General features: G+C 43.5%; 25 protein-coding genes. 24 read left to right on the top strand and 1 reads right to left on the bottom strand.

Annotation, left to right across the window (positions count from 1 at the left end):
* The first annotated feature begins 2 nt into the window (after positions 1–2).
* From QYG89_RS02560 to uvrC, 14 genes are all read left to right on the top strand, one after another.
* On the top strand, positions 3–551 hold the full coding sequence (locus QYG89_RS02560) for a CvpA family protein (protein ID WP_404314217.1): 549 nt from the start codon (positions 3–5) through the stop codon (positions 549–551).
* A 78-nt stretch (positions 552–629) separates the two neighbouring features.
* Positions 630–2,348: a DNA polymerase/3'-5' exonuclease PolX gene (gene polX / locus QYG89_RS02555; RefSeq protein WP_404314620.1), complete on the top strand. Its 1,719-nt coding sequence runs from the start codon at positions 630–632 to the stop codon at positions 2,346–2,348.
* Positions 2,349–2,368: 20 nt separating this feature from the next.
* Positions 2,369–4,723 carry an endonuclease MutS2 gene (locus QYG89_RS02550; RefSeq protein ID WP_404314215.1) on the top strand — a complete coding sequence of 785 codons (2,355 nt, stop codon included), beginning with the start codon at positions 2,369–2,371 and terminating at the stop codon, positions 4,721–4,723.
* Between the two features lie 31 nt (positions 4,724–4,754).
* Positions 4,755–5,165, top strand: a complete 411-nt coding sequence (locus QYG89_RS02545; RefSeq protein WP_404314213.1) for a DUF350 domain-containing protein — start codon at positions 4,755–4,757, stop codon at positions 5,163–5,165.
* Between the two features lie 313 nt (positions 5,166–5,478).
* Positions 5,479–6,939, top strand: coding sequence for a carbon starvation CstA family protein (locus QYG89_RS02540; protein ID WP_404314211.1), 1,461 nt, complete (start codon positions 5,479–5,481; stop codon positions 6,937–6,939).
* Positions 6,940–7,031: 92 nt separating this feature from the next.
* The gene (locus QYG89_RS02535) at positions 7,032–7,346 is read left to right on the top strand and encodes a cupin domain-containing protein (protein WP_404314209.1); all 315 of its coding nucleotides are present in this window, start codon (positions 7,032–7,034) and stop codon (positions 7,344–7,346) included.
* Positions 7,347–7,442: 96 nt separating this feature from the next.
* The gene (locus tag QYG89_RS02530) at positions 7,443–8,318 is read left to right on the top strand and encodes a VanW family protein (protein ID WP_404314207.1); all 876 of its coding nucleotides are present in this window, start codon (positions 7,443–7,445) and stop codon (positions 8,316–8,318) included.
* A 197-nt stretch (positions 8,319–8,515) separates the two neighbouring features.
* Positions 8,516–10,204, top strand: a complete 1,689-nt coding sequence (locus QYG89_RS02525) for a long-chain-fatty-acid--CoA ligase (RefSeq protein WP_404314205.1) — start codon at positions 8,516–8,518, stop codon at positions 10,202–10,204.
* A 121-nt stretch (positions 10,205–10,325) separates the two neighbouring features.
* Positions 10,326–10,910 carry a TetR/AcrR family transcriptional regulator gene (locus QYG89_RS02520; protein WP_404314203.1) on the top strand — a complete coding sequence of 195 codons (585 nt, stop codon included), beginning with the start codon at positions 10,326–10,328 and terminating at the stop codon, positions 10,908–10,910.
* A gap of 33 nt (positions 10,911–10,943) precedes the next feature.
* A complete protein-coding gene (locus tag QYG89_RS02515; RefSeq protein ID WP_404314201.1) occupies positions 10,944–11,717 on the top strand; it encodes an enoyl-CoA hydratase in 774 nt (257 codons plus the stop codon).
* A 55-nt stretch (positions 11,718–11,772) separates the two neighbouring features.
* Positions 11,773–12,546 carry an electron transfer flavoprotein subunit beta/FixA family protein gene (locus QYG89_RS02510; RefSeq protein ID WP_404314199.1) on the top strand — a complete coding sequence of 258 codons (774 nt, stop codon included), beginning with the start codon at positions 11,773–11,775 and terminating at the stop codon, positions 12,544–12,546.
* 24 nt (positions 12,547–12,570) lie between these two features.
* Positions 12,571–13,551, top strand: a complete 981-nt coding sequence (locus QYG89_RS02505) for an electron transfer flavoprotein subunit alpha/FixB family protein (RefSeq protein ID WP_404314197.1) — start codon at positions 12,571–12,573, stop codon at positions 13,549–13,551.
* A gap of 258 nt (positions 13,552–13,809) precedes the next feature.
* Positions 13,810–14,151 (top strand): thioredoxin, encoded by a 342-nt coding sequence (gene trxA / locus QYG89_RS02500; RefSeq protein WP_404314617.1) that lies wholly within the window; start codon positions 13,810–13,812, stop codon positions 14,149–14,151.
* Between the two features lie 105 nt (positions 14,152–14,256).
* Complete coding sequence (gene uvrC, locus QYG89_RS02495; RefSeq protein WP_404314195.1) at positions 14,257–16,041, top strand: excinuclease ABC subunit UvrC; 1,785 nt, start codon at positions 14,257–14,259, stop codon at positions 16,039–16,041.
* A gap of 83 nt (positions 16,042–16,124) precedes the next feature.
* Here uvrC and QYG89_RS02490 read toward each other — a convergent pair whose 3' ends face one another.
* The gene (locus tag QYG89_RS02490) at positions 16,125–16,550 is read right to left on the bottom strand and encodes a YslB family protein (protein ID WP_404314193.1); all 426 of its coding nucleotides are present in this window, start codon (positions 16,548–16,550) and stop codon (positions 16,125–16,127) included.
* 284 nt (positions 16,551–16,834) lie between these two features.
* Between QYG89_RS02490 and QYG89_RS02485 the strand changes: the two genes are divergently transcribed.
* The 10 genes from QYG89_RS02485 (at position 16,835) to QYG89_RS02440 (ending at position 25,179) form a co-directional block, all read left to right on the top strand.
* A complete protein-coding gene (locus QYG89_RS02485) occupies positions 16,835–17,443 on the top strand; it encodes a succinate dehydrogenase cytochrome b558 subunit (protein WP_404314191.1) in 609 nt (202 codons plus the stop codon).
* 55 nt (positions 17,444–17,498) lie between these two features.
* Positions 17,499–19,259, top strand: a complete 1,761-nt coding sequence (gene sdhA / locus QYG89_RS02480; protein ID WP_404314189.1) for a succinate dehydrogenase flavoprotein subunit — start codon at positions 17,499–17,501, stop codon at positions 19,257–19,259.
* 2 nt (positions 19,260–19,261) lie between these two features.
* A complete protein-coding gene (gene sdhB / locus QYG89_RS02475; RefSeq protein WP_404314187.1) occupies positions 19,262–20,029 on the top strand; it encodes a succinate dehydrogenase iron-sulfur subunit in 768 nt (255 codons plus the stop codon).
* A gap of 241 nt (positions 20,030–20,270) precedes the next feature.
* Complete coding sequence (locus QYG89_RS02470; protein ID WP_404314185.1) at positions 20,271–20,495, top strand: helix-turn-helix domain-containing protein; 225 nt, start codon at positions 20,271–20,273, stop codon at positions 20,493–20,495.
* Between the two features lie 221 nt (positions 20,496–20,716).
* Entirely contained in the window at positions 20,717–21,166 is a 450-nt protein-coding gene (locus tag QYG89_RS02465; RefSeq protein WP_404314183.1) for a MarR family winged helix-turn-helix transcriptional regulator, read from the top strand.
* A 10-nt stretch (positions 21,167–21,176) separates the two neighbouring features.
* Entirely contained in the window at positions 21,177–21,980 is an 804-nt protein-coding gene (gene racE, locus QYG89_RS02460; RefSeq protein WP_404314181.1) for a glutamate racemase, read from the top strand.
* A gap of 111 nt (positions 21,981–22,091) precedes the next feature.
* On the top strand, positions 22,092–23,138 hold the full coding sequence (locus QYG89_RS02455; RefSeq protein WP_404314179.1) for a GerMN domain-containing protein: 1,047 nt from the start codon (positions 22,092–22,094) through the stop codon (positions 23,136–23,138).
* A 169-nt stretch (positions 23,139–23,307) separates the two neighbouring features.
* Entirely contained in the window at positions 23,308–24,048 is a 741-nt protein-coding gene (gene rph, locus QYG89_RS02450) for a ribonuclease PH (protein ID WP_404314615.1), read from the top strand.
* Between the two features lie 16 nt (positions 24,049–24,064).
* Positions 24,065–24,673: an XTP/dITP diphosphatase gene (locus tag QYG89_RS02445; RefSeq protein WP_404314177.1), complete on the top strand. Its 609-nt coding sequence runs from the start codon at positions 24,065–24,067 to the stop codon at positions 24,671–24,673.
* Positions 24,670–25,179, top strand: a complete 510-nt coding sequence (locus QYG89_RS02440) for a metallophosphoesterase (protein ID WP_404314175.1) — start codon at positions 24,670–24,672, stop codon at positions 25,177–25,179. The genes QYG89_RS02445 and QYG89_RS02440 overlap by 4 nt, the downstream gene beginning before the upstream one ends.
* Positions 25,180–25,197 lie beyond the last annotated feature (18 nt).

Raw genomic sequence — 25,197 nt, 5'->3', positions numbered from 1 at the left:
ACATGATTGACATCATTATCCTTCTATTTATATTTTTCGGCATTGTGATTGGTTTGAAGCGAGGGTTTATTTTGCAGTTTTTTCACATAGCCGGTTCCATTCTTGCTATTCTTGCCGCCCTTACCTTACGGGAGCAAGTGGCGCCGCTGTTGAAAAATTGGATTCCAATGCCGCCGGTTGACCAAAATCTAGCATTTAGGTTTGTGACCACTAGTTTCGAATCATTTTATTATGGAGCGATTGCCTTTATTCTTATTTTTCTTTTAGTAAAAATCGCCTTGTCCATGCTCGGTTCTTTAGTGAACAAGGTGGCCCAGATACCTATTATAAGGGAAGTAAATAAGATTGGCGGAGGAATTTTTGGATTTCTGGAAACTTATCTTTTGTTATTTGTGCTTATCTATCTGGCTGCCTTGCTTCCACAAAACGGGCTTTCAACGATGATCGATAATTCCGCAGTGGCTGCCTATATGATTCATCATACACCTTATTTATCGGATGCACTTCAAAATTTTCATTCGCTTGATCAGTTGAACCGCTTCTCTTTTTAAAAGAGAAGTTTTTGTTTTGTCAGGCTTTTCTGTTACTATTAAGTAGGGAAAATGATCGATGGTGAAAGCATGGTGACGATGATGGTGAATAAAAAAGATATTATTCGTTTATTAGAAAAAATAGCGATATATATGGAATTAAAAGGAGAAAACCCGTTTAAAATTGCTGCTTTTCGAAAAGCGGCCGCTGCATTGGAAACAGATGAACGCAGCTTGTCTGAAATTGAAGATGTGACAAAGATCGCAGGAATTGGTAAGGGGACGAGTGCGGTAATCCAAGAATACCGCGAAACGGGTGAGTCTGTTGTGTTAAAGGAGCTGCAGGAAGAAGTGCCGGCAGGGCTCGTTCCTTTGCTTGGGCTTCCCGGACTCGGCGGTAAAAAAATTGCCAAGTTGTATAAAGAGCTGAATGTGAAAAATATAGATGATTTGAAAGACGTATGTGAAATGAACAAAGTACGTGAGTTGTCTGGCTTTGGTGCGAAAACAGAAGAGAAGATCCTGGCGGCGATTGAAGAAGCAGGCAAGCGGCCGGAGCGCCTGCCGATTACGTATATGCTGCCACTGGCGGAATCGATCGAACGTCAGCTTGCTAGTATGAAAGGCATCCAGCAGTTTTCACGTGCGGGAAGTTTGCGTCGCCTGCGGGAAACGATTAAAGATCTCGATTTTATTATTGCCGCTGGGGATGCTGCGCTCGTAAAAGAGCAGCTGTTACAACTGAACGGAATGAAAGAAGTGATTGCAGCGGGTGACACGAAAGTTTCACTCGTCCTTGAAGGAGAGTGGGACGTATCGGTCGATTTCCGTATTGTCACAGCTGAGGAATTCTCTTCTACGCTCCATCATTTTACCGGCTCCAAAGACCATAATGTCCGCATGAGACAGCTGGCAAAAGAGCGTGGAGAAAAAATCAGTGAATACGGTGTCGAGTCTATTGAAACGGGGGAAGTGAAGACGTTTCAAACGGAAGAAGAATTTTATCATTATTTTAATCTTCCGTGGATTCCCCCAGAAATACGGGAAGATGGAACAGAAGTAGACCAATTTAAGGAAAAGGATTCTTTAATTAAGCTTAGCGACATCAAGGGCGATGTTCATATGCATACGACTTGGTCGGATGGGGCGTATTCTCTTGAGGAGATGGTGGAGGCATGCCGCGCTAAAGGGTATGAGTACATGGTGATTACAGATCATTCCCGCTTTTTAAAAGTAGCAAATGGACTGTCAGTCGAGCGGCTGCTCCAGCAAAATAAAGAGATTCGGCGGTTAAATGAACAATACGAAGACATTGAAATTCTTTCTGGTATTGAAATGGATATTTTGCCGGATGGCACGCTTGATTACGATGATGATGTACTAAGCCAGCTGGACTTTGTCATTGCTTCTATTCATTCTAGTTTTTCTCAGCCGCGGCAGACGATTATGGCTCGATTAAAAGCCGCATTAAGGAATCCGCACGTCGACTTGATTGCTCATCCGACTGGGCGGCTCATTGGCCGCCGGGATGGTTATGACGTGGATATGGAAGAGTTAATTGAACTAGCAAAGGAAACGAATACGGCTCTTGAGCTAAACGCGAATCCGCATCGGCTCGATTTATCAGCAGACTACTTGAAAAAAGCACAGGCTGCTGGGGTGAAGATTATGATTAATACGGATGCCCATGCGATTGAACATCTAGAATTTATGGAAATTGGCGCTAAAGCGGCAAGAAAAGGCTGGCTTCGACCTGAAACGGTCGTTAATACGTACAGCAAAGAAGACTTTTTGGCATTCGTTCATCGAAACAAATAAATAGGGAGGATTCCTGTTACGTGAATAAAAAGGTATTAAAGACTCTTGAGTTTGACAAAATTAAGCAGCAGCTTGCCGAACATGCAGCCTCCAGTCTAGGGAAAGAACAGGCAGAATCTTTGCAGCCGTTCGTTTCGTTTGATGAAGTGGTCCGTCTGCAGGAGGAAACAGATGAAGCGGCACGAGTGCTGCGTATAAAAGGACATGCTCCGCTTGGCGGCATTTATAATGTCCGGCCGCAAGTGAAGCGGGCGCAGATCGGCGGCATGCTGAATGGCATGGAGTTCGTCCAAGTAGCTAGTACAATCTATGCGGGCCGCATGATGAAGCAGTTTATTACAAATTTAATTGAAGATGGTGAGGAGCTGCCAATTCTTTCGGAAAAAGCAGATGAGCTGCCGGTACTGACACCGCTTGAACATAAGATTAAGCATACAGTTGATGAACATGGCGGCGTGCTCGATTCAGCGAGTGAAGCGCTCCGGCATATTCGTCAGCAGATGCGCGCCAATGAAAGCCGGATTCGCAGCAAGCTCGAAAGTTTAATTCGCGGGAGCAATGCCCAGAAAATGTTATCCGATGCGATCATTACGATTCGGAATGACCGCTACGTTATTCCAGTGAAACAAGAATATCGCGGACATTACGGCGGCATCGTCCATGACCAGTCTTCATCCGGTCAGACGCTATTTATTGAGCCGGAATCGATCGTGCAAATGAACAACCAGATTCGCGAATTTAAGCTGAAGGAACAATTGGAAATTGAACGGATTTTTACTGAGCTGACCGTAGAGGTTGAAGAGCATGGAACAGAACTTTATTACTTAACCGGTCTGCTTGGCGATCTTGATTTTATGTTTACAAAAGCAAAGTTTGGCCAAGTAATCAAAGGCACGAAACCATTGATTAATCAAAATGGCTATATCCGGCTGAATAAGGCGCGCCATCCACTTTTGCCGATTGATGAAGCGGTAGCAAGTGACATCGAACTTGGAAAAGATTACACAACGATCTTAATTACAGGACCGAATACCGGCGGGAAAACAGTTACATTAAAAACACTTGGATTGACCACCCTAATGGCTCAGTCAGGTCTGCAGGTTCCAGCGCTGGATGGCTCGGAAACAGCAGTGTTCGGTTCGGTTTTTGCCGATATTGGAGATGAGCAGTCCATTGAGCAAAGTCTAAGTACATTTTCATCTCATATGGTGAACATCGTTGATATTTTAAAGCACGTCGATCATAACAGCCTTGTTTTGTTTGATGAGCTTGGCGCTGGTACAGATCCTCAAGAAGGTGCGGCGTTGGCGATGTCGATTCTTGATGACGTACATAACCGCGGGGCGCGTGTCATTGCGACTACGCATTATCCGGAGTTAAAAGCTTACGGCTATAACCGAGAAGGCGTCATTAATGCGAGCGTAGAATTTGACGTGGAGACGCTGAGTCCAACGTACCGCTTGTTAATCGGTGTGCCAGGACGAAGCAATGCGTTTGAAATTTCTACCCGTCTTGGGCTTGACCCTGGCATCATTCAGCAGGCACGGGGACTGATCGGTGCAGATACGAATGAAGTCGATCAAATGATCGCTTCACTTGAACAGGCACGCAGAAAGGCTGAAGAAGAAGAGAAGGAAGCGCGTGAGTATTTGAAGCTTGCTGAACAGCTGCATAAAGATATGCAAAGGCAAATGCAGGATTATTATGCAAATGAAGAAGAACTTGCAGAGAAGGCGCGCCAAAAAGCAGCAGATATCGTCGAAAAGGCGAAAGCAGAAGCAGAAGAAGTCATCCGCGACTTGCGTACGATGAGGCTGGAAAAACTAGCAGATGTGAAAGAGCATGAATTAATTGAAGCGAAGCGGCGGCTGACAGAGGCTGTGCCGGAAACGAAAAAAGCGCCAAAGCAGAAAGCAGCGGCCGTAGAGCGCATACTAAAGCCGGGCGACGAAGTAAAGGTCCTCAGCTTTGGCCAGAAAGGCACATTGCTTGAAAAAGCGGGCGATCACGAGTGGCACGTGCAAATCGGAATTATGAAGATGAAAGTGAAAGAAAGCGACTTGCAATTCATGAAGTCAGAGAAAAAAGCCGAACCGAAGCCACTTGCTATGGTACGCGGCAAAGATTATCACGTCAGCCTTGAACTGGATTTGCGCGGCGAACGCTATGAAGATGCGTTAGTAAAAGTGGAGAAATACATTGATGATGCCTTGCTCGCCGGTTATCCGCATGTTTCTATTATCCATGGAAAAGGAACGGGAGCGCTGCGAAAAGGAGTTCAAGAATATTTAAAAAATCATCGATCGGTAAAACGGACTCGCTTTGGTGAAGCAGGCGAAGGCGGCAGCGGCGTGACAGTCGTTGAATTGAAATAAGAAGAATCCGAAAAAGAGGGGCTTTATTGATATGAACCAGTTTTGGGAAAATGAATTCGTGCAGCTTGCTGGTTATTACAGCGTCGTCATTGTTTGTATAACGCTGTCGCTGGCTGTATTTGAACTGGTAACGAAATACCGTAACTGGGAAGAGATCAAAAAAGGCAACATGGCTGTTGCAATGGCAACAGGTGGAAAAATATTTGGCCTTTCTAACATTTTTCGCCACTCCATTGCCCACAACGACAGCGTTTTGACAATGGTCGGGTGGGGGACATTCGGTTTTATCTTACTGTTAGCTGGTTACTTTATTTTTGAATTTCTAACTCCCCATTTTAAAATCGATGAAGAAATCAAAAAAGACAATCGTGCGGTCGGTTTTATCGCGATGGTAATTTCCGTCGGATTATCGTATGTCATCGGCGCAGCTTTAATGGATTAAGGAGAGGGACTATGGAAACATTAGCGAAAGTACTGCTCGCACTATGCGGCGTCTTTCTGATCATTGGGATCGTTTATTTAACATTTATTGCTTAAAGTAGAAAGGGGCTGTCTTCATCAGGAAGCAGCTCTTTTTTTGGGCTGGAATCAATGTTAAAGTGGCAGGAATATCATGAATAAGGAGAAATATATCGTGACTCATTGAAGGATATCCTCCATGAATAGGTCAATAAGGTCAATCATATTACAATGAAGAAACTATTCGTCATCCTTTGAAAAGATTTGTCATATGTTTATTCAAAGGAGGGAAATCCATGTTCACATTTATTGCCGCTATTATTTTACTGATAGTCAGCTATTTTACGTATGGCAAGTATGTGGAGAAGGTGTTTGGAGTCAAGCAAGAAAGGAAAACCCCGGCTTATACGCTTGCTGATGGTGTGGATTATGTGCCAATGGATAAAAAGAAGAACTCACTGATCCAACTGTTAAACATCGCTGGTGTCGGACCTATTTTTGGACCGATTATGGGAGCGCTTTATGGGCCTGTTGCTTTTATTTGGATTGTTTTTGGAGCCATTTTTGCTGGGGCGGTTCATGATTATTTAACCGGAATGATTTCACTTAGAAACCGTGGCGCTCATTTGCCGGAACTTGCCGGGATCTTCCTTGGAAAAGCTTTTAAGCATGTAGTAAATGCTTTTTCAATTTTATTGCTCGTGCTTGTTGGAACGGTCTTTGTGACATCTCCAGCGGCATTACTTGCAGATTTGACCCCCGGATGGATGACAGCCGGCGTTTGGATTGCTGTTATTTTTGTTTATTACTTACTGGCTACTCTTTTGCCGATTGATAAAATGATCGGGCGCTTCTATCCTATTTTCGGTGCGCTTTTATTAATTAGTGCAGTCGGAATTGGAGGTGCGCTGTTATTCCAAGGCCACCCGATTCCAGAACTTTCATTTGTGAATATGCATCCTGACAATCTTCCTATTTTCCCGCTTTTATTTTTAACGATTTCGTGTGGAGCACTGTCTGGTTTCCATGCAACACAGTCTCCGATTATCTCGAGAACGACGCAGGGAGAGTCACAGGGACGTTTTATTTTCTATGGCATGATGATTACGGAAGCTATTATTGCGATGATATGGGCAGCGGCGGCGATGTCCATTTTCAATGGAACCACGTTAAATGAATTGCTGGCAGCTGTAGGACCAGCTGGAATCGTGAAAGAGGTAGCGATGACAACACTGGGGGCAGTGTTTGGAACGTTGGCTGTTCTTGGAGTGATCGTGCTGCCAATTACGTCTGGGGATACAGCTTTCCGCAGTGCACGAATGATCATTGCTGATTATATTGGGGCTGGACAGAGAAACATCGGTAACCGCTTATGGATTGCTGTACCGATGTTTGTCGTTTCAGTTGCCCTCACGCAAGTTGACTTTACGATTCTGTGGAGGTATTTCTCTTGGGCGAACCAGTCAACGGCTATGATTGCTCTCTGGGTAGGGGCGATGTATCTTGCCTTGCAGAGGAAAAACTTCTGGATTGCGGCTATACCAGCCGCATTTATTACGATGGCAACTTTCACTTATATATTGAACGCGCAAATCGGATTTGGTTTGTCGATGAATGCCGCTTATATAGGGGCAGCCATTATCACGGGAATCATCGTTATCGGCTTTTTCTGGGGGCTTAAACGAAAGTTCGCCGCAGCAGAAAGCGGGAAAAAGCCAATTGTGCTTGATGACGGGTTAGGAAAACTCATTTCTTAAATGAAGGACGGGTGTCGGTCCATTGACACCCGTCCTTTTTTATGAAAATCTGAATGGGAGGAAATGATGTTTTGTGAGGAGGAGAGTTTTTTATGGATAAGCAATCAATGATGAATTATGTGACCTTTTCAGATGAGAAGTTTACTCGAAACGTCGTGAAAAGCGGAGGGAAATCGATGGCCTTCGTTCTAAATTTTCAGCCGGGTCAGGCGCTTCCTCCGCACCCTCATCCAAATGCCGACGTATATGTCGTTGTATGGGAAGGGAGCGGCACATTTACTGTAGACAGTAAAAGCTTTTTAGCTGAAAAAGGTGATATTGTTCATTGCCGCGGTGAAGAAGTGCTTTCCTTTAAAAATGACAGCAATGTAAACACAACATTATATGTTACGTTAGCAAGGGATTAAGGCAGTTAAAATAGCCGCCCTTAGTAAATGAGCCGATACTCTTTTTCATACATGAAATCGTCTCTTCAACTAATACTAGGACGAGGAGGTAATGGAATGATAAAGAAAATGATTTGTATGGTTCTTTTGCTATTGGCGGCAGTTCCCCCCCATCAACCCTCAGCTCAAAGACTCATCGTTACAGATCAAACGAACAGTGAAACCATTATGCATCAGCATTTTTCTCTTTCCCCGATTGGCGAGGTATGGATTGATCAAGAAAAATTGCACTTATTGATGGAGCGTTTAAGTAAACAAGTCTATAGGGAACCAGTTAATGCGCGGCTGGATGACAAAGGAACCATTGTTCCGGCCGAGCTGGGAACAATTCTTGATCGGCAAACATTTCTAGAACAATTTTATTCCTTTTACTATGGAAACGAATCAGGTGTTATACATGTTCCAACAAAGAGCATTTATCCAAAAGTGGATAGTGAGCTTTTGGCGGAAATTAGTACGAAGGAGGTCGGCCGTTTTACAACTTATTATAGGGAGAATAATAAGGAACGTTCCCATAACATTGTTTTGGCAGCAAAAGCCATTGATAATCATGTCGTTTTCCCGGGGGAGAAGTTTTCTTTTAATGATGTTGTCGGAAGGCGCACGAAAGAAAGAGGCTATAAGCGCGCACCGGTTATTGTAAGAGGTGAACTTGCGGAGGATATTGGCGGAGGCATATGCCAAGTTTCTTCCACATTGTTTAACGCAGTAAATTTAAAAGGAGTACAAATCATTGAACGCTACTCACACAGTAGAAGGGTGCCATATGTCCCTCCTGGCAAAGATGCTACAGTCAGTTGGTGGGGACCGGATTTTGTATTCAAAAATCAATACAATCAGCCCATCTTGATTCGTGCAGCATCAAAACATGGCAAAATGACTGTGCGTATATTTTCATCCGAAGCGATTGAAATAAAAGGAGCTTTTTATTAGTAAATCCAAGGTTAAACATAACGATAGAGCATCAATCGAAACGGGCTGAATTAGCCGTATTCCCTCTCTCTAGTTCTTAAAAATACGACTACTTCATGAAAAGGCTTTGCTTTTTTAACATTTGGCAAGGCCTTCATGAATAGTTTATAATTGAGTGCAATATTTTCAACATTCAAAATGGATGTGGAGGGATAAAAATGGACGATCGGCCTTGGCTTGCACAGTATCCAGAGGAAATACCGGCAACGCTTGCCTATGAAGAACAACCGGTTCAAGCATATCTGACGAAAGCAGCAAGAGATTATCCTGCTAAAACAGCCATTCATTTTATGGGAAAAGAGTTGACGTTTCAGGAAGTATATGAATCATCTTTAAAAGTGGGCTGTTATTTGAAGAAGCTCGGTGTTGAAAAAGGCGATCGGGTAGGAATTATGCTTCCGAATGGACCGCAGGCAGTTATTAGTTATTTTGGCATTTTATATGCTGGTGGTGTCGTCGTTCAAACAAATCCGCTTTATACAGAAAGTGAAATAGAATACCAGCTGAAAGATTCAAGTTGTAAAGTGATGATTACATTGGATATTTTATATCCCCGTGTACAGCAGGTGATGGATCGCACGGATTTAAAACATATCATTGTAACGGCTGTGAAAGATTATTTGCCTTTTCCAAAAAACATTCTTTATCCTTTTATACAGGCAAAACAGACGGGCCTGAAAGTTCAAGTAGAAGAGCGGGGAACGAACCATGAGTTTAAGCGCATTATCGCTTCAGAGAGAGCGGAAGAATTAGATATTCCTTTCGACTTTGACGAAGATATTGCACTGCTTCAGTATACGGGAGGGACGACAGGACTGCCGAAAGGTGTCATGTTAACTCATAAAAATTTGATAGCGAACACTTCCATGTGTGCTTCTTGGCTGTATAAGTGCAAGAAGGGAGAGGAAGTGATGCTGGGGCTTATTCCGTTTTTTCATGTATACGGTATGACGACTGTGATGATCTTATCCATTATGCAGGCTTATAAGATGGTGCTTCTCCCAAAGTTTGACGTAAAGATGACATTGAAGACAGTTCACAAGCAGCGGCCTACTTTATTTCCAGGTGCTCCTACTATTTATATTGCGTTATTGAATGACCCTGATCTGCACAAATATGACTTATCTTCTATTCGCGCATGCCTCAGCGGATCAGCCCCTCTTCCTATTGAAGTGCAGAAGAAATTCGAGAAGGCTACCGGCGGCAAGTTAGTAGAAGGATACGGGTTATCCGAAACATCGCCTGTTACACATTCGAATTTTCTATGGGATCGTGAGCAGGTGAAAGGCAGCATCGGTGTCCCATGGCCGGATACAGAGGCAGCTATTTTATCTATGGGTACAGGAGAGATCCTTCCTCCGGGAGAGATTGGAGAAATTATTATTAAAGGGCCGCAAGTGATGAAGGGATACTGGAATCGTCCGGAAGAAACAGAAATGACATTTAAAGATGGCTGGCTGTTGACAGGGGATATCGGCTATATGGACGACAAAGGCTATTTCTTTATTATTGATAGAAAGAAAGACATGATTATTTCTGGCGGTTACAACATTTATCCGAGAGAAGTGGAAGAAGTATTGTATGAACATGAAGCGGTGCAGGAAGCAGTGGTTGTAGGTGTGCCACACCCTTATTGGGGAGAGACGGTGAAAGCATATATCGTCTTAAGGGAAGGGTACTCAACAACTGAAGAAGAATTAAACCAATTTGTAAGAACATACTTAGCCGCTTATAAAGTGCCGAGAATTTATGAATTCAGAGAGGAGCTGCCAAAAACAGCTGTTGGCAAAATTTTACGACGTGTATTAATAGATGAAGAGAGAGCAAAGCAAGAGAAAACGAAATGACTGAAATAATGAAAGAAACACTCGTCCCTCTCTTGACTCTTTATAGACAAAACGATAATATAAACCATGAATGAATAGTCATTCATTTTGGAAAATATTGAGAGGGCGGGAGGATCACCCTGTGAAACGAAATAAACCGAAATACCATCAAATTATTAATGCTGCTGTTGTAGCGATCGCGGAAAATGGCTATCACCAAGCTCAAGTGTCAAAAATAGCGAAGCAAGCCGGCGTCGCAGACGGCACCATTTATTTATATTTTAAGAATAAAGAAGATATTTTAATTTCGTTATTTCGAGAGAAAATGGGCAGTTTTGTAGAAGAAATTCAAAAAGCGCTGGCAGGAAAAAGCACAGCTGCAGAGAAGTTAATGTTATTAGTAGAACATCATTTTACTATGTTGGCAGAAGATCGGCATTTAGCTGTGGTGACTCAATTGGAGCTTAGACAATCGAATAAAGAGCTTCGTTTGAAAATTAATGCGGTGCTGAAGGAGTATATGCAGCTCATTGACGAAGTGTTGAAGGAAGGGGTCGAGAAAGGGGAATTCCGGTCATCATTAAATGTCCTGCTTGCTAGACAAATGATTTTTGGGACGATAGATGAAACAGTGACTACCTGGGTCATGAACGAACAAAAGTATGACCTTCCGGCTCTTGCTCCTGAAGTAGGAAATCTGCTGTTAAATGGTTTTTCTATTCGTTGATTGGTATCGAACATAAGGGGGGAATGACAGGAGATGGAATACATATCCTGGAAAAGAGAAGGGCGGACAGCTGAAATACTTATTCAGAGACCGCCTGCAAATGCCCTTTCAAGCGCGTTAATCGCTGACATTGAGCAAGCGTTCAATGAGATTGAACAGGACAAGGAAGTGCGCGTCGTTCTGATCAGCGGTGAAGGCAGGTTTTTTTCAGCTGGCGCTGATATTAAAGAATTTACAACAGTGAAAAATGGCAAAGAGTTTTCGAAGCTTGCGCTGCGGGGACAACAGGTGTTTGAACGAATTGAAACATTTTCAAAGCCGGTCATCGCTGCGATTCATGGAGCTGCACTAGGCGGTGGATTGGAGCTGGCGATGAGCTGTCATATACGACTCGTCTCGGAACAGGCAAAGCTCGGATTGCCTGAACTTTCACTTGGATTGGTCCCAGGGTTTGCAGGTTCCCAGCGTTTGCCTCGTTATATAGGAGCGGCCAAGGCGGCAGAGCTGCTTCTGACGAGTGAGCCGATATCCGGCATGGAAGCTGTACAGTGGGGACTAGCTAATCATGCATTTCCGGAGGAGGAGCTGCTCACAAAAGCCCGGGAAATGGCTGCGAAAATATCTTTAAAAAGTCCAGTCAGCATGAAAGCAGCCATTGAACTGATGAATTATTCTAAGCATGCCCAGTACTACGAAGGAGCGGCAAGAGAAGCCGAACTTTTCGGAGAAGTGTTCCAATCCCAAGATGCTAAAGAAGGAATTGGTGCATTTATAGAGAAGCGCCAGCCGAAGTTTACAGGTAATTAGTTTTTTCAGAAAAGTATTTGCCGTTTGGAAAACGACCAAAGCAGGAGGGGAAAGCATGAACATTTACGTACTGTTAAAGAGAACATTTGATACGGAAGAAAAAATCAGTGTGAAAAATGGTGCGATCCAAGAAGACGGTGCGGAGTTCATCATCAACCCGTATGATGAGTACGCGGTTGAGGAAGCGATCCAAATTCGCGATGACAAAGGCGGCGAAGTAACCGTTGTGTCCGTCGGTTGTGAAGAGGCAGAAAAGCAGCTGCGTACCGCACTTGCAATGGGAGCAGATAGGGCTGTACTTATTAATATAGAAGATGATATTGAAGAGAGTGATCAATATACAACAGCAGCTATTCTGGCGGAATACTTAAAAGACAAAGGTGCAGACTTAATCATTGCCGGCAATGTGGCGATTGATGGCGGCAGCGGTCAAGTCGGTCCGCGTGTGGCGGATCAGCTTGGCATTCCATATGTGACGACGATCACCGGTATTGAAATTGACGGTGAGACAGTGACAGTCATTCGTGATGTGGAAGGAGATTCAGAGAAAATTCAGACGACGCTGCCGCTGCTCGTAACGGCTCAGCAAGGGCTGAATGATCCGCGCTACCCATCGCTGCCGGGCATTATGAAGGCAAGGAAAAAGCCGCTCGATGAACTAGAGTTAGATGATTTGAATCTGGATGAAGAGGATGTACAAGCGAAAACAGAGACGATTGATATCTTTTTGCCGCCGCAAAAGGCTGCAGGACGCATTTTAAAGGGCGATTTAAGTGATCAAGTGAAAGAATTGATTCATGCACTTCATACAGAGACAAAAGTCATTTAACAAACTAGGCGGGAGGGGATAAATATGGCGAAAAAAATATTGGTATTGGGAGAAGTACGGGACGGAACGTTAAGGAATGTGTCTTTTGAAGCGATCGCCGCTGGAAAGAAAGTGGCACAGGGAGGCGAAGTGATCGGTGTGCTTATTGGCCAATCAGTAAGCGGATTGGCAGAGCAGCTTATTCATTACGGTGCGGACCGTGCGGTGACGGTGGAAGATGAAAAATTATCACAATACACATCCGATGGGTTTTCGCAAGCGCTGCTTGCCGTTGTGAATCAGGAAAACCCAGAAGGTATTCTTTTTGGCCATACAGCGCTGGGCAAAGATTTATCGCCGAAGGTCGCTTCCCGTCTCGGAGCGGGCCTCATCTCAGATGCAACAGCAGTGGAAGAAGAAGGAGACAGTATCGTCTTCACCCGCCCGATCTACTCGGGAAAAGCTTTTGAAAAGAAAAAAGTGAGCGCCGGTCTTATCATGGCGTCCATTCGTCCAAACAATATTGCGCCGCTTGAAAAAGATCAATCCCGTTCCGGAAACGTATCTTCTGTATCAGCAGATATTAAGGATATCCGCACGATTATCCAGGAAGTTGTCCGTAAAACAGAAAAAGGGGTCGATTTGTCGGAGGCAAAAGTGATTGTCGCCGGCGGGCGCGGTGTGAAAAGTGCAGATGGTTTTAAGCCGCTGCAGGAGCTCGCTCATGTACTTGGCGGTGCCGTCGGTGCTTCCCGCGGTGCATGTGACGCTGATTATTGTGACTACTCACTGCAAATTGGCCAGACAGGGAAAGTCGTGACACCGGATCTTTATATTGCCTGTGGCATTTCGGGAGCGATTCAGCACTTGGCGGGAATGTCCAATTCGAAAGTCATTGTCGCGATTAATAAAGATCCGGAAGCGAGCATTTTCAATGTAGCGGACTACGGCATTGTCGGGGACTTGTTCGAAGTCGTTCCCATGCTGACAGAAGAGTTTAAAAAACTGAAAATCGCTTCTTCCTAAATAGGATGTGAAAAAGCTGGTGCCCGGTGCATCAGCTTTTTAGAGTGAGGTTTTTTACTTATGTTCTGCAGTTGTTCAAAAAGCTATGTTAAAGGCTAGTATTGATGCGGCCCCTTTGTTGATTGGAGCGGAAATCAACAAAGGGAGTTTTAACGAAGCTATTCAGAATGAAAGAGTAAAGGGAGGACAAAAGGGGAAAGTAAGAAATGAAGCAAAAAAATAGCATCCGTTTCTAATAGGTGCTATACTGACCGTAATATATGTAACTTTAGGAGGTTTTTTGAAATGGCAATTGTAAAAGCGACTGACCAAAACTTTACTGATGAAACAGCTAGCGGACTTGTGCTGGCAGACTTCTGGGCTCCGTGGTGCGGACCTTGTAAAATGATCGCTCCTGTATTGGAAGAACTCGATACAGAATTGGCGGAAAAAGTGAAAATTGTCAAAATTGACGTGGATGAAAATCAAGAAACAGCTGGAAAATTCGGTGTTATGAGTATTCCAACGCTTATTTTATTCAAAGACGGCCAGCCTGTCGATAAAGTGATCGGCTTCCAACCGAAAGAAGCACTTGCTGAGCTTGTGAACAAACACGCTTAATCTTAATATGAGAAAACCGTCTTCTGCCCTAAGCGGAAGGCGGTTTTTTGTAAGAATGTGATGAATGAACAGCATGGAAAAAGAAATTGTCCGGGAGGTGGGAAAATGAATCAGAATATCAAAAACAAGCTGGCACTGCTCCCGGACCAGCCGGGCTGCTATTTAATGAAAGACCGGCAGGGAACGGTGATTTATGTCGGCAAGGCAAAAGTATTGAAAAATCGGGTACGCTCCTATTTTACCGGTTCACACGATGCGAAAACACAGCGTCTCGTCGGGGAAATAGAAGATTTTGAGTATATTATTACTTCATCTAATTTGGAAGCATTAATCCTTGAGCTAAATTTAATTAAAAAGCATGATCCAAAATATAATATTATGCTGAAGGATGATAAAAGCTACCCATTTATTAAGCTGACTGCAGAAAGACATCCTCGGCTGATCATTACCCGCAAAGTCAAAAAAGACAAAGCGAAATATTTCGGTCCTTATCCGAACGCCTACGCAGCCACCGAAACAAAAAAGCTGCTTGACCGGCTGTATCCGCTTAGAAAATGTTTGAATTTACCGGATCGGGTATGTCTTTACTATCATATGGGACAGTGTCTTGCTCCTTGTGTGAAGGAAATAACAGAAGCGCAGTACAAGGAAATGACGAATGAAATTGCTCGTTTTTTAAACGGAGGCCATCAAGCAGTGAAAGAACAGCTGACCGCAAAGATGAATGAAGCAGCGGAAAATCTTGAATTTGAGCGGGCGAAGGAATTTCGGGATCAAATCGCTTATATTGAAGCAACGATGGAAAAGCAGAAGATTAATATGACCGATCTGATAGACCGTGATGTATTCGGCTATGCTGTCGACAAAGGCTGGATGTGTGTACAAGTATTTTTCGTCCGCCAAGGGAAGCTGATTGAGCGCGATGTTTCCTTGTTTCCTATTTATGATGAGCCGGAAGAAGAGTTTTTGACATATCTTGGTCAATTTTATGACCAGCCGAATCATTTTAAGCCGAAAGAGATTTTACTGCCGGAAAAAGTAGATGATTCTCTCGCGGAAGGATTAATCGAGGTAAAGATGATCAAGCCGCAAAAAGGAAGAAAGAAAGAGCTTGTAAAGCTGGCTGTCAGTAATGCCCAAGCAGCGCTGACGGAAAAATTTGCATTAATCGAGCGCGATGAAGACCGGACGATTAAAGCAGTAGAGCAGTTAGGAAGGGCGATGAATATCCATACACCGCTTCGAATTGAGGCGTTTGATAACTCAAACATTCAGGGAACCAATCCAGTGTCAGCGCTGATTGTGTTTATTGACGGCAAGCCGGCGAAAAAAGAATACCGCAAATTCAAAATTAAAACGGTGCAAGGGCCAGATGATTATGGCTCCATGAGAGAAGTGATTCGGCGCCGCTATAGCCGTGTGCTGAAGGAAGGGCTTCCGCTGCCGGATTTAATTATTATTGACGGCGGGAAAGGACAGGTTGAAGCGGCAAAAGATATTTTACTGAATGAATTAGATTTGGACATTCCTGTTGCAGGTCTTGCGAAAGATGAGAAGCATCGGACGTCACAGCTCTTATTTGGTACACCGCTTGATATCGTGCCGCTTTCCCACAATAGTCAGGAATTTTACTTATTGCAGCGCATTCAAGATGAGGTCCATCGCTTTGCCATTACGTTCCACCGTCAGCTTCGGGGGAAAAGTGCGATTCAATCTGTGCTGGATGACATCGCTGGGGTGGGGCCTAAACGAAAACAGCAGTTATTAAAACATTTCGGCTCAGTGAAAAAATTGAAAGAGGCAACGATAGAGGAATTAAGATCGATTGGCATTCCCGAAAAAACAGCGGAAGAAATTACTAGGAGTCTGAAGGAACCGGATAGTAAATGAAAAGAGACGATCCTATAAGTGAGGAGTGTGTAATCACTTATAGGATCGTCTCTTTGTGAATGGAGGAGTTAAATATTATGACACTATTCCCATTTGACCGTAAATACTATTTTTTTGGATCGTTTTTGTATATCGATGACTGACTCTGCATCGATTTGCTGCTGTAAAGCGATCTGTTCAGCTAAAAAACCACTTTCAAGAGAGAAGGAAGGTTCTGACTGAACCGAAAATCTTCTTTCAACAAACGGACCGCTTAGTTCAAACGTCTTTTCCCGTTTCGTTTCTTTTAGAAGAATAAGATTGCCCCAGCCTGCTTCGTGGAAAAAGGAAAAGAGGTCTTCGATGTTCCCGCAAGGAAATTTTCTGGCAAGTGATTTGCCTGCCCAGTAAAGAATGGAACTAGCTTCTTTACCGAGTATGTCTGTTAACAAGGCATCTCTTAGTAATTCATAACCAAAAACAGGTACAACAAGCTCTTCTGTTTCTTGGAGGTCGAGTTGATTCGTCAATTTTTATCCCCACTTTCTGTTATCCATTATATACAACTGCTGAAAGAGAAAAAAGAAGTTTGTGGATTTGATATATTGGTATAATAAAATTAAAAATGAAGGGTAAAATAATGAAGCGGTGTTCACTTTATTAATTTTTTTACGATATGAAAAGATGTGTACGTATCCTTGACGCTTTTTGGCGATGGGAGTAAAATGGTCTTGTCACAAAATAGTTACAATATGAAGCTTTGCCGAAAGAAAGGATAATTTGTCGGATGCTTCAAGATTAAGGGGGGTAAAACATGGCTGACAACCGAGAGTTTTTTTATCGCAGGCTGCACTCATTGCTAGGTGTCATACCTGTAGGGTTATTTCTGACGCAGCACTTGGTCGTAAACCATTTTGCAACGAAAGGCGAGGAAGCATTTAATAAGGCTGCTGGTGTTATGGAAGGATTACCGTTCCGTTATGTACTAGAAGCACTCATCATTTTTCTGCCGTTATTATTCCACGCTATTTATGGATTGTACGTTGCATTTACAGCAAGAAATAATCCAGGCAGATATGGATTTTTTAGAAACTGGATGTTCTTCTTGCAGCGTGTAACTGGTGTAATTACGCTCATATTCATCGCATGGCACGTATGGGAAACGAGAATCCAGGCAGCACTTGGCGCCGAAGTAAACTATCAAATGATGGCGGATGTATTCTCTAATCCGTTCATGATTGCGTTTTACATAGTCGGTGTCATTTCGACTGTATTCCATTTCTCTAATGGTTTATGGGGCTTCTTTGTAAGCTGGGGAATCGCAGTTTCTCCGCGTTCGCAGCAGATCATGACATATGTTACGATGATTGTTTTTGTTGCACTTTCTGTCATCGGTCTTCGCGCAATTTTTGCGTTTGTATAAGGTAATCGTCGAATGAAGTTAAGTTCGGAATTGGGAAAAAAGGGAGTGAGTCTCAATGAGTAATGGAAGAGTTATCGTAGTCGGCGGCGGCCTAGCCGGTTTAATGGCTACAATCAAAGCAGCAGAAGCGGGAACGCAAGTCGATTTGTTCTCCTTAGTTCCAGTTAAACGCTCCCACTCTGTGTGTGCACAGGGCGGTATTAACGGTGCGGTTAACACGAAAGGTGAGGGGGATTCACCGTATATTCACTTTGATGACACGATCTACGGTGGGGACTTTTTAGCGAACCAGCCGCCTGTAAAAGCAATGACGGAAGCAGCGCCTGGTATCATTAATTTATTGGACCGTATGGGAGTTATGTTTAACCGTACACCTGAAGGCTTGCTTGATTTCCGTCGTTTCGGCGGTACACAGCATCACCGTACAGCGTTTGCTGGAGCAACAACAGGCCAGCAGCTGTTATATGCGCTTGATGAACAAGTACGCCGCTTTGAAGTAGCGGGTCTCGTTACAAAGTATGAAGGTTGGGAATTCCTGGGTATTATCACGGATGATGAAGGAATCTGCCGCGGAGTTGTCGCACAGAACTTACGTGATATGCACATTCAGTCATTCCCTGGAGATGCGGTTATTATGGCATCTGGCGGACCTGGTATTATCTTTGGGAAATCGACTAACTCTGTTATTAACACAGGATCAGCTGCTTCTATCGTTTATCAACAAGGAGCACACTATGCGAACGGCGAATTTATTCAAATTCACCCGACGGCCATTCCAGGCGATGACAAGCTTCGCCTTATGAGTGAATCTGCACGTGGGGAAGGCGGACGTGTTTGGACGTATAAAGATGGTAAACCTTGGTACTTCTTGGAAGAAAAATATCCAGCCTATGGAAACCTTGTACCACGTGACATTGCGACACGTGAAATTTTTGACGTGTGCGTAAATCAAAAGCTTGGTATCAATGGTGAAAACATGGTGTATCTTGATCTTTCTCATAAAGATCCGCATGAACTGGATATTAAACTGGGCGGTATTATTGAAATTTATGAGAAGTTTATGGGTGATGATCCGCGTAAAGTACCGATGAAAATCTTCCCAGCTGTTCATTATTCTATGGGTGGATTATGGGTAGATTACGAGCAGCAAACGAACATTCCAGGTCTTTTTGCTGCTGGTGAGTGTGATTATTCTCAGCACGGTGCGAACCGCTTAGGCGCAAACTCCCTGTTATCGGCTATTTACGGGGGAATGGTTGCTGGACCAAATGCTGTAAAATATATTCATGGCTTAGAAAAGTCAGCTGATGCGATTTCTTCTTCTGTTTTTGAAAGCAGAGTGAAAGAAGAAGAAGCAAAATGGAACGACATTATGTCTATGGACGGCAAGGAAAATGCTTATATCCTTCATAAAGAACTCGGTGAGTGGATGACAGCAAACGTAACGGTTGTTCGTTACAACGACAAGCTGAAAGCAACAGATGACAAAATTGTTGAATTAATGGACCGTTATAAAAACATCAACATTAACGATACAGCGAAATGGAGCAACCAAGGTGCTGCATTTACACGTCAGTTGAAGAATATGCTTCATCTTGCGCGTGTTATTACAATCGGTGCTCTTAACCGTAATGAAAGCCGTGGAGCTCATTACAAGCCGGAATTCCCGGATCGTAACGATGAAGAATTCATGAAAACAACAATGGCAGCATTTAAAGGGGAAAATGAAGCACCTGCTTTCCATTACGAAGATGTGGACGTTTCCTTGATCCCTCCGCGTAAACGCGATTATTCTAAAAATAAGGAGGAGAAATAAGGATGAGTGAAAATAAAACAGTCCGCTTTATTATTACTCGTCAAGACGCAATGGATTCCGCGACATATGAAGAAGAGTTTGTGCTTCCATATCGTCCGAATATGAACGTTATTTCAGCGCTCATGGAAATTCAGCGTAATCCGGTCAATGCAAAAGGTGAAAAAACAACACCAATTGCTTGGGATATGAACTGTCTTGAAGAAGTTTGCGGCGCCTGCTCAATGGTCATTAACGGCAAGGCAAGACAATCATGTACGGCTCTAGTTGATAAGCTTGAACAGCCGATCCGCCTTGCACCGATGAATACTTTCCCGGTTGTTCGTGACTTGCAAGTTGACCGCAGCCGCATGTTTGATTCATTAAAACGTATTAAAGCATGGATTCCGATCGATGGAACGTATGATCTCGGAGCGGGTCCGCGCATGCCGGAAAGAAAACGCCAATGGGCATACGAATTATCTAAATGTATGACTTGTGGTGTTTGTCTTGAAGCATGTCCAAACGTAAACAGCAAATCTGATTTCATTGGTCCTGCGTTTATTTCACAAGTCCGTTTATTTAACGCTCATCCAACTGGAGCAATGAATAAAGATGAACGGTTGAATGCATTAATGAGTGACGGCGGCCTAGAGGGCTGCGGAAACTCACAAAACTGTGTACAGTCATGTCCAAAAGGTATTCCTTTAACGACATCTATTGCAGCTGTCAACCGCGATGCTACAATCCAAGCTTTCCGTAACTTCTTCGGAAGCGACCATCATGTAGACTAATATATTTCAGCCTTCAGCTTATCCAGCTGAAGGCTGTTTTTTGTTTATTAGACCAAGATAGATTTAAATGCTGGGTTTCAATTTGTGACTGATGCTGTAATTAGCGGTCAGCTAACTAAAAATTGAGGGGATTTTTGTTTGGTGATTGTCAAATTTCTACTTACTTACATATGATACGGTAACGGCCATTCTATTAATTAGGTGATTAGAAGCTGGCGGAAGCGAGGAGGGTACATGTCAAGTGAGGGAGCACCGCTTTGATCGTAAACCGCTATTAACAAAAAGAGAAAAAGAAGTATTTGAGTTACTTGTGCAGGATCGGACAACGAAAGAAATTGCTGAAGAGCTGTTTATTAGTGAAAAAACGGTCCGTAATCATATTTCTAACTCTATTCAAAAGCTTGGTGTAAAAGGAAGATCACAGGCTATTGTTGAATTGCTTAGGATGGGAGAATTGAAACTTTAACAAGTCATGCCAGGCTTAGCGGGAGTTGTTTCATAGAGGTCTGATCCTTTTATTTTAAGACAGCTCCTGCTATTTTTTATGTCGGCTGCCAAAGAGCAGGCATCCTCTGTTTTCGTTCCTTCTTCCCTTGCATTTTACAGAAAAACAGGCGAAAATAAATAGATGGGTTGGAGTCCTGTTACTATGTGAACAAGGGAACTGATGAGTAAGGAGTGCTGAGAATGGCAGCAGATTTTGAGGAATCGCTTGATTGTGTTGCTGATATTGAAAAAGAGTTGCGGTACATAAATGGCATCATTAAACAAAAAGGCCGGGAAATATTAAGTGATTATAAGATTACTCCTCCTCAGTTTATTGCTTTGCAATGGCTGTTTGAAGAAGGGGATATGACAATCGGTGAACTATCTACTAAAATGTTTTTGGCTTTTAGTACAATGACTGACCTGATTGATCGAATGGAACGAAATGAGCTGGTTGAACGAGTGAAAGACACGAATGACCGCCGAATTGTCCGGATCCATTTGCTGCAAAATGGCGCGAGCATGATTGAAGAAGTCATCAAAAAGCGTCAGCTGTATGTGCAGCAGGTTTTGCGAAATTTTAGCGGTGCTGAAATACGAACGTTAAAAAGCAATCTAGAAAAAATGCATCAAGAAATGAAGGCAAAATGAGGCGAGGAAAGTGAATAGACCGATCGGTGTAATTGATTCGGGGGTCGGCGGTTTGACCGTAGCGAAAGAGATCATGCGTCAGCTTCCGAATGAAACGATTTATTATACAGGAGATACTGCCAGATGTCCGTATGGACCAAGACCGGCAGAGGAAGTGAAGGAATTTACTTGGGAAATGACCCGTTTTTTAATAGAGAAAAAGATTAAGATGCTCGTCATTGCCTGTAATACAGCTACAGCGGTTGTACTGGAGGAAATTCAAACAGCCCTTTCCATTCCGGTTATTGGGGTGATTCATCCAGGAGCAAGAGCGGCGATTAAACAGACAAGAAATGATCAAATTGGAGTGCTCGGAACGATTGGTACGATACGAAGCGGTGCTTATGAAGCGATGCTTACTTCGATTAATAAAAAAGCAGTGGTTACAACACTTGCCTGTCCAAAGTTTGTTCCTCTCGTGGAAAGTGGAGAGTATAAGGGTAAAATGGCAGAGAAAATTGTGGCTGAAACACTTATGCCGTTAAACGGAACAGAGATTGATACGGTCATTTTAGGATGTACTCATTATCCGCTGCTTGAACCGATTATAGCGAAGGCGCTCGGTAATCATGTGCGGATTATTAGTTCTGGCGAGGAAACTGCCCGTGAAGCAAGTGCGATTCTTGATTATAAAAAACTGTTAGCAAAAGAATCTCCTGAGCGGCTGCCGCACCTTTTCTTCACGACAGGCTCACGGGAGTTATTTTATGAAATCGCCTCTGATTGGCTGCAAGATAAAGAGATTCATGTTGAAGCAATCCGCTTAACCCGCTAAGCAGAATGATAATGAAGGGAATATCCGCTGGCACAGAAGATTTGTCCAAGCCGGTTCTAAGATTTCAAAACCTCCGTATATTTAGTACAAACAGTTTTAGGAGGGGTAGTTATGAGAAAAAAGAAAACGACCGCGGCGATGGTCATTTTAATTTCTTCTGTCTATGCAGCGGGCTGCGGACTATTGCCTGAAGAAAAAAAAGAAAAAATTGATCCTCCGCAGTCGGTTGTTTATACGGACAACCTGGCTGGCGGTGAAGAACAGCAGGCTGTACAAAATAAAAACATGGTTATGACGGAACTGTATTTAATTGATAAAAATGGTTATGTTGTTTCTCAAACGATGCCGCTTGCGAATACGAAAAGTTTGGCCAAGCAGGCGCTTGAATATTTGGTGGCAGAAGGGCCGGTTTCAAACGTGATTCCAAATGGATTTCGTGCTGTATTGCCAGCAGGAACACAAGTGAAAAGTGTAAATATAGAAGATGGAACAGCAACTGTTGATTTTTCTCCGGAATTTAAAGAATATGCTAAAACGGATGAAGCGAGAATTGTTCAATCCATCACTTGGACATTGACTCAATTTGATTCTATTGAACGGGTAAAATTGCAAGTGAATGGCCATCCGCTTTCAGAAATGCCTGTTGCCAAGATGGTGCTTAATGAAGATGGATTAACACGCCAGAACGGTATTAATATAGATGCGTCAGGTGTGGTGGATCTTGCTGATACGAGACCGGTAACTGTGTATTATATGGCGCAGCAGGGAGAAGAGTATTACTATGTACCTGTTACAAAACGGGTGAACAATGATGAAAAAGATCAAATTACTGCTGTGGTAAAAGAGCTGGCGAAAGGGCCAAGTGTGGATTCAGGGCTTGTAACTGAGTTTTTACCGGAAGCTGAACTGCTGGAAAAACCGGTCGTTAAAGAAGGTCGAGTGACACTCAACTTTAATGAAGCAATTCTTGGAAGCTTTGAAAATAAAATGGTATCGGAGCATGTATTGAAGTCACTTGCATTGTCTTTAACAGAAGGCGGTCAGATCGAGAGCTTTGCTATTCAAGTCGGCGGCAGTTCCAATATTACGACTGAACAAGGGAAGCCGCTCAGCAGCTCCGTGACCCGTCCTGATATAGTGAATCCGGTAGATTTGTGAAAGGGCCGTCTGCTCATAACAGATGGTATATGCATGTAATTCTTCTTGAGAATCATCTGTCTAACTGCCTGTTATCTAGGTATTTAGATGAATGATTTCTTTTTTTTGTCTGAAGAAAAGTGCTACTATAAGAAGATGCAGGAAAAAGGAAATGACGGAGGGAATTATGATGAGAGTGGATGGAAGAGAAGCACACGAACTTAGAAGTGTGCACATTGAAACAGATTATTTAAAACACCCAGAAGGATCGGTGCTCATTCAAGTCGGGGACACGAAGGTCATTTGCACAGCAAGTGTTGAAGACCGAGTGCCCCCGTTTATGAGAGGCAGTGGAAAAGGCTGGATTGCTGCCGAGTATTCGATGCTGCCGCGGGCCACGGGACAAAGAAACATTCGGGAATCTTCAAAGGGAAAAGTGTCGGGGAGAACGATGGAGATCCAGCGGCTGATCGGGCGTTCTCTTAGAGCAGTCGTTAATTTAGAAGCAATCGGTGAACGGACGGTCTGGATCGATTGTGACGTGATTCAGGCAGACGGAGGTACACGGACAGCCTCCATTACCGGTGCATTCGTTGCGCTATCGTTTGCGCTTAATAAGCTGTATGAAGAAAAGAAATTGTCGTCATTTCCGGTCATTGACTTTTTAGCAGCAGCTAGTGTGGGAATCGTTAAAGAACACGGTACAGTGTTAGACTTAAATTACATAGAAGACAGCCAGGCGGAAGTAGATATGAATGTTGTCATGACTGGAAAAAATGAATTTGTTGAGCTGCAAGGAACGGGAGAGGAAGCGACTTTTTCCATCAATGATTTGCATGGGCTTCTGGAACTTGCTCAAACAGGTATCACTAGCTTGTTCGCTATTCAAGCCACAGCTCTTGGTGAGATTGCTGGAAAAATTGGCAAGTAATGAAAAGGAGAATGAGATGAAGACAGTCATTATCGCAACAAAAAACCAAGGGAAAGCCAAGGAATTTACGAGTCTTTTTGCGGACTATGGAATGGAAGTGAAAACGTTGCTTGATTACCCGGAGATCACAGATGTTGAAGAAACGGGAGAAACATTTGAAGAAAATGCAGTATTAAAGGCAGAAACTATTTCAATTGAAACAGGCCAGCTCGTCATTGCGGACGATTCCGGCCTAATCATTGACGCACTTGACGGCCGGCCAGGTGTATATTCTGCGCGTTATGCAGGCCTTGAGAAAAATGATGAGGCTAACATAACAAAAGTTCTTGATGAACTGCAAGGAGTATCAGCGGATGAACGAACGGCCCGTTTTTATTGTGTGCTGGCAGTCGCCCGCCCCGGAAAAGAGACGGTGACCGTATCAGGAGCCTGTGAGGGGAGAATAACGGAAGAAAAACAAGGGAAAAACGGCTTCGGCTATGATCCTATTTTTTGGGTGGAATCGTTCGGAAAAACGATGGCAGAGCTTCAGCCAGCAGAGAAAAACAGCATTAGCCACCGCGGCCGGGCGATGAAGCGGCTTGGAGAGATGCTTCCCGAATTGATTGGTGGTGAAGCAGGGTGAAAGTGCTGGTAGTCAGCGACAGCCATGGCTGGAGCGAAATGCTGACAGAGTTGAAAGATCGCTATGAAGGAGAAGTGAATGCACTGATTCATTGCGGTGACTCTGAACTTGATGCCGATGATCCGGCCATCCAAGGTTATGTAGTCGTACGGGGAAATTGTGACACAGAAGATGAGTTCCCATATGATATTGTGGAAGGTGTCGAAGGCAGAAGAATGTTTATTACCCACGGCCATCGTTACAATGTAAAAATGTCACTCATGAAATTGTCGTATAAGGCGCAGGAGTATGGGGCTGACTTCGTTTTTTTCGGTCATACCCATATGCTTGGCACAGAAAAAATCGACGGCACCATTTTCTTGAATCCAGGCAGTATCACGATGCCGCGCGGAAGCCATGAGAAAACGTACTCCCTAGTAGAAGCTGATGATGGGCAGGTGAACATTCGTTTCTTTGACGATAAGCATCAAGAGCTGACAGAATTGAACTGCACATTTTCATTGTAGTTGAAAAGGTTTGTCCAA

The sequence above is a fragment of the Bacillus lumedeiriae genome (genome assembly GCF_044891285.1).
In the GTDB taxonomy this organism is placed as follows: Bacteria; Bacillota; Bacilli; order Bacillales; family Domibacillaceae; genus Pseudobacillus; species Pseudobacillus lumedeiriae.
This window is presented reverse-complemented; position numbering and strand designations above follow the sequence as displayed.